The organism is Thermoflexus sp. (genome assembly GCF_025055495.1).
Lineage (GTDB): Bacteria > Chloroflexota > Anaerolineae > Thermoflexales > Thermoflexaceae > Thermoflexus.
In genome coordinates, this window is sequence record NZ_JANWXB010000046.1 from 1 (window position 1) to 5,415 (window position 5,415).

At 66.6% G+C, this 5,415-nt stretch carries 3 protein-coding genes; all 3 read left to right on the forward strand.

Features of this window, described 5'->3' with window-relative positions:
- Window positions 1-537: 537 nt before the first annotated feature.
- The 3 genes from NZM16_RS01655 (at window position 538) to NZM16_RS01665 (ending at window position 5,179) form a co-directional block, all read left to right on the forward strand.
- A complete protein-coding gene (locus NZM16_RS01655) occupies window positions 538-1,344 on the forward strand; it encodes an SDR family oxidoreductase (protein WP_295451878.1) in 807 nt (268 codons plus the stop codon).
- A gap of 16 nt (window positions 1,345-1,360) precedes the next feature.
- A complete protein-coding gene (locus NZM16_RS01660) occupies window positions 1,361-3,028 on the forward strand; it encodes an FAD-binding protein (protein ID WP_295478078.1) in 1,668 nt (555 codons plus the stop codon).
- 669 nt (window positions 3,029-3,697) lie between these two features.
- A complete protein-coding gene (locus NZM16_RS01665) occupies window positions 3,698-5,179 on the forward strand; it encodes an anthranilate synthase component I family protein (RefSeq protein WP_295451874.1) in 1,482 nt (493 codons plus the stop codon).
- Window positions 5,180-5,415: the final 236 nt, after the last annotated feature.

The window sequence follows — 5,415 nt, forward strand, 5'->3', positions numbered from 1 at the left end:
CCCCCGCTCGCGAAAAAAATCTTTCTCTGTGGGGGTTGGGGGGGGGGGGGGGGCCCCCTTGGGGGCCCTGCAACCACCCCACACGTTTTTCTCCCCCCTCACCATGGCCTGCAGGGCTGTAGTGAGGGACTTCATCGGCTCCCGCAAAGGCTCGCCATATCCTCCCAGATGGAATTCGCAGTGCACGTTTGCCGATCTGGGGTCCCCGGCGGATCCTACACTAACCTTGCTTTACCCTATCTCCCTACGCCGCTTCGCGACGCGGGAAGGGAGATAGGGGGCAAGTCCTGAATCCCCAGCGGGGATCGTTCGGATTGCAATCAAGTTAAGGGATGTTATAAAAATAGACGTCATGGACAATTTCCGAGCTCTCCCGTGGGTTTTGGGGGCCAGGAGGCCGCCTTCGGCGGCCTCCTGCCCCCCAAATATTCTCCCCTTCCCTACGGCCTTTCAGGCCGCGGGGGGAGAAGGGGGATACAGCGGACCCCCACTCAATGGTGCAACGAGCTTTTGATTGAAAGCTGCGAGGAGGATGGGATGAACGTTCAAGGAAAAGTTTTCGTGGTGACCGGGGGCGGCAACGGCCTGGGGCGGGAACTGGTCCTGCTCCTGCTCGCGCGAGGGGCCAGCGTGGCGGCGGTGGATATCGACCAGGCGGCCCTTCACGAGGTGACCAAGCTCGCCGGAGACCGGAAGGGAAGGCTGTCCACCCACGTGGTGGACATCACCGACCGGCCTGCGGTTGAGGCGCTCCCCCAGGCGGTCATCGCCGCGCACGGAGCCGTGGATGGCCTGATCAACAACGCGGGCATCATCCAGCCCTTCGTGCGAGTGAAGGATCTGGAGGACAGCGCCATCGAGCGGGTCATGCGGGTCAATTTCTACGGCGCCCTTTATATGACGAAGGCCTTCCTGCCCTACCTGCTGGCGCGTCCGGAGGCCCATATCGTCAACGTCTCCAGCATGGGCGCGCTGGTGCCCGTCCCCGGCCAGACGATTTATGGCGCCTCCAAGGCGGCGCTCAAGCTGTTCACCGAGGGGCTGCGGAATGAGCTGCTGGACACCCGGGTGCGGGTGACCCTGGTGATTCCGGGAGCGATGGGCACCGATATTGCCGCTCGGTCCGGCGTGGGCCATACGCTGCGGGTGCCGGAGGATTCCAGGTCCTTCAAAGTCCTGTCGCCCGCTAAAGCCGCCGAGATCATCGTGGAGGGCATCGAGCGGAATCGATACCGGGTGTTGGTGGGGAGGGATGCGCGCATCATGGACTTATTGAGTCGGCTGAGCCCGAAACGGGCTGCGGATCTGGTCTACAAGCAGATGAGGAGTCTTTTGCCGAGTTGACAAGGAGGAGGAACCGATGGCCGACTTTGATCATCGGACCGACGTGCTGATCGTGGGCAGCGGGGCGGGCGCCTTGGTGGGGGCCCTGGTCGTTCGGGAGGCAGGCCTCGAGCCGCTGGTCGTCGAGAAGACGGATCGGATCGGCGGCTCCAGCGCCATGTCCGGCGGCGGCCTGTGGATTCCGAATAACCCGGTATCGCGCGAGGCCGGGCTGGACGACTCCTTCGAGAAAGCTTGGCGCTACCTGGAGGCGGTAGTGCCCGACGCGGGCCCGGCGGCCTCCCCCGAGCGGCGCCGGGCTTTTCTGGAGCATGGCCCGGAGATGGTGGAATTCCTGCGCCGGCTGGGGTTCCGCTGGCACGCGGCGATTGGCTATCCGGATTACTACCCGGAGAAGCCGGGAGGATCGGTCACGGGACGGGCGATCGAGGGCGCGATCTTCGATGGGCGTCTGCTGGGTCCCTGGCTCCAGCGGCTCCGCACCTATCCGGGCATGCCGCCTATACCGGTTCACACCAATGAGGTGTCCGCCTTTCTGGTTTCGCTGCGCACGTGGCGGGGATTCATGATGGCCCTGCGGATCTTCAGCCGCCTGATCCCTCGTTTGTGGGGCCGCGTGCCGATGGGCCTGGGGGCCTCGCTGGTCGGCCAGCTCCTACACCTTTGCCTGCAGCGGCAGGTGCCGATCTGGCTGGAGAGCCCGCTGGTGGAGCTGATCGCGGAGAACGGGCGGGTGGTGGGCGCGGTGGTCGAGCGGGAAGGCCGACGCCTGCGGATCGCCGCGCGAGGGGGCGTGTTGCTGGCGGCGGGGGGATTCGAGCACAACCAGGAGATGCGGGAGCGCTATCTTCCTCACCCCACCCGCAAGGAGTGGGCGGTGGGCGCGCCGGGGAACACAGGCGATGCCATTCGGGCCGCCCAGGCCATCGGCGCCGCCGTAGCCCTGATGGACAAGGCGTGGGGAGGCCCTGTGGTGATCACCCCGCAGGGACAGCCGTTGTTCCTGGTGGGGGAGCGCTCGTTGCCCTTCTCCATCATCGTGGACAGCAAGGGCGAGCGCTTTATGAACGAATCGGCGTCCTATGTGGATTGCTGGCGGTGGCAGTATGAGCGCCACCGGCAGGTTCCGGCCATCCCCGCATGGCTGATCATGGAGAGCCGGCATCGTCGCTATTATCCTTTCGGGACGCTGCCGCCCGGCATCACGCCCCGTTCGGCGACAGGCCCTCAATTCCTGGTGCGGGCCAACACCCTGCGCGATCTGGCCCAGCGCATCGGGGTGGATCCGGAGGGGCTGGAGCGCACGGTGGCGCGCTTCAACGAGATGGCGCGGCGGGGGCGAGACGAGGACTTCCACCGGGGCGACAGCGCCTACGACCGCTTCTACGGCGATCCGCGGGTGAAGCCCAACCCGAACCTGGGGCCGCTGGAACGACCGCCCTTCTATGCGACGGCCGTCTATCCCGGCGAGCTGGGGACAGCCGGAGGGCTGCTGACCAACGAATGGGGTCAGGTGGTGCGGGAGGACGGACGGCCGATCCCTGGCCTGTATGCGACGGGCAACGCCGCCGCCGCGATCTTCGGCGGCACGTATCCCGGGCCCGGTTCCACCCTCGGCCCGGCCTGTGTCTTTGCCTACATCGGAATGCAGCACGTCGTGCGGACCCTCCGCGAAGCGGACTGAGGAAGCCAGGCGCCCATTTCGGCCCTCCGGGTGGATACCCGTAGCATCGATCCGCCGCTCTTCCCGGTTCCGAGCCGGGAAGGCTGCCTTCGGCGCCCTTCCCGGCCTCAAAAATTCTCTTCGCCCCGGTTTGGGGGATTTCCCGCCGCCTCGCCGTCGGTTGCGTCGGTTGACAAAGCCGGAAGAACGGCGTATAGTTATACACAAAATCGAGCCTTCTCGAAAGACGGTGAACGGGAGGAGTAGGCCTCGGGCCGGCGCCCAGAGAGGCGGGGGAAGGTGGAAGCCCGCTGCGCACGCCGGGGCTGAATGGGCCCGGGAGTCGCCGGACGAACCGGGCGGGCCTCGCCCGCAGTAGTCCCGGCCGGAGTCGCCACCGTTATCTGGGCGGAGGGGATCGGATGGACAGCCATCCCGTCCCCGCGAAAGAGTGGGGCTGGCTCGCGCGAACACCCTCGTCTCACCGACGGGGGTGTTTTGTTTCCGGAAACAGGCCGCGCGGACCCGCCTCAGGAGGGTGGCACCACGGGGCCAAAGAGGCGCCCGTCCCTCACCGAGGGACGGGCGCTTTTTTTATGCGGGCCGGTGCGCCCTCAGCAGCGTAACGCTTGATCCTTTTCCTCCCCTCATAGAGGCAGGACCGGGGGCTTGCTCTCCCAGGAGGATCTCATGACCCAAGAAGCGGTTCTGGCCCGCCGAATGCATGTGATCCGCCGGACGATGCCTGCGGACCTGTGGACGCCGATCCGCCTGTATCAGGCGCTGCGTCCTCAGGGGCCCTCCTTCCTGTTTGAAAGCGTAGAGGGCGGCGCCTACCTGGCTCGATATTCGTTCATCGGCCTGATGCCCCGCGTGATTTATCGGGTGGATGGGGATCGCATGGAGGAGATCGGGACGCCCGATGGTCGCGTCCATGATCTCCGCCGGATCCATCCTTTCCACGTCTGGCGGGAGGCCCTGGCCGCCATGATCCCGGAGGGCGATGCGGAACCCTGGCCCCGTTTCATCGGCGGGCTGGCCGGTTACCTGGGCTATGAGATGGCCGCCTTCTTCGATCGGGTGCCCCGCGCGCCCGACGCGGGCCTCGCGTTCCCGGACGCCATCCTGATGCAGGTGGAGACCCTGCTGGTCTTCGACCATGTGACCCAAACCCTTTCGTTGTTCGGCCTGGCAGGGCCGGGGAAAGAACAGGAGACGGAAGATCGCTTAGTGGAACTCCAGCGGCGCCTGGAGGATGCCCCCTCGCCGGATGGGGTGCGCCCTCGCCGATCGGACGAGGCCGCCTGGCGCGCGCACACCGACGCGGAACGCTTCGGCGCGATGGTGCGGGCGGCGAAGGAATTCATCGCGGCGGGGGAGGCTTTTCAGATCGTCCTGGCCCGGCGCTGGAGCCGGCCGATCGCGGTCTCCCCCTTCGCTGTGTATCGAACGTTGCGCCGCCTGAACCCTTCCCCTTATCTGTTTTTCCTCCATCTGCCCGGCCTGGGGCGGAACGGCGAGGACCTGGCGCTGATCGGCGCGTCGCCGGAGATGCTGGTGCGGGTGGAGGGCGGCGAGGCCACGATCCGGCCGATCGCCGGGACGCGCCCCCGGGGTCGCACGGCGGAGGAGGATCGAGCGCTGGAGGCGGAGCTCCGGGCGGACCCCAAGGAGCAGGCCGAGCACGTGATGCTGGTGGACCTCGGCCGGAACGATCTGGGGCGGGTCTGCGCCTACGGCAGTGTGCGGGTCGAGGAGTTCATGGTCGTGGAGCGCTATTCCCACGTGATGCACCTGGTCTCCACGGTCCGTGGGCGATTGCGCTCCGGTTGTGATGCCTTCGACGCCCTGGCCGCGGCCTTCCCCGCGGGAACGGTCTCAGGGGCCCCCAAGGTGCGGGCGATGGAGATCATCGCCGAGCTGGAGGGGGAGGCCCGCGGCCCTTACGCGGGCGGTGTGGGGTATTTCGATCCCCGGGGGAACGCCGACTGGTGCATCACCATCCGCACCGTGATGGTGCAGGGGAACACTGCCATCGTGCAGGCGGGGGCCGGGATCGTGGCGGATTCAGTCCCCGAACGGGAGGAGGAGGAAACCCGCAACAAGGCGCGGGCGATGCAGCTGGCAGTCGATCAGGCCAGTGAGGAGGTTGTCGGTCTGGAGAATCGATAAGGGGTGCCGAAGCGCAAAGCCTCTCGTTCGTCGTCGGGCATGTAAGGGCCCGTGCGCTCTCTGCGAACCCTTCGAACGGGCACTTCGCTTCGCTCCGGGCCCGACTACAAACAAAGGCTTTTCGTTCGTAGTAGGGCACGTAAGTGCCCGTTCTCTTTTTTCGCTCGGGACGGGCCTCCGCCCCGCTTCACTTCGCTTCGGGCCCGTGCCCTTTTTGGGAACGCTTTGAACGGGCA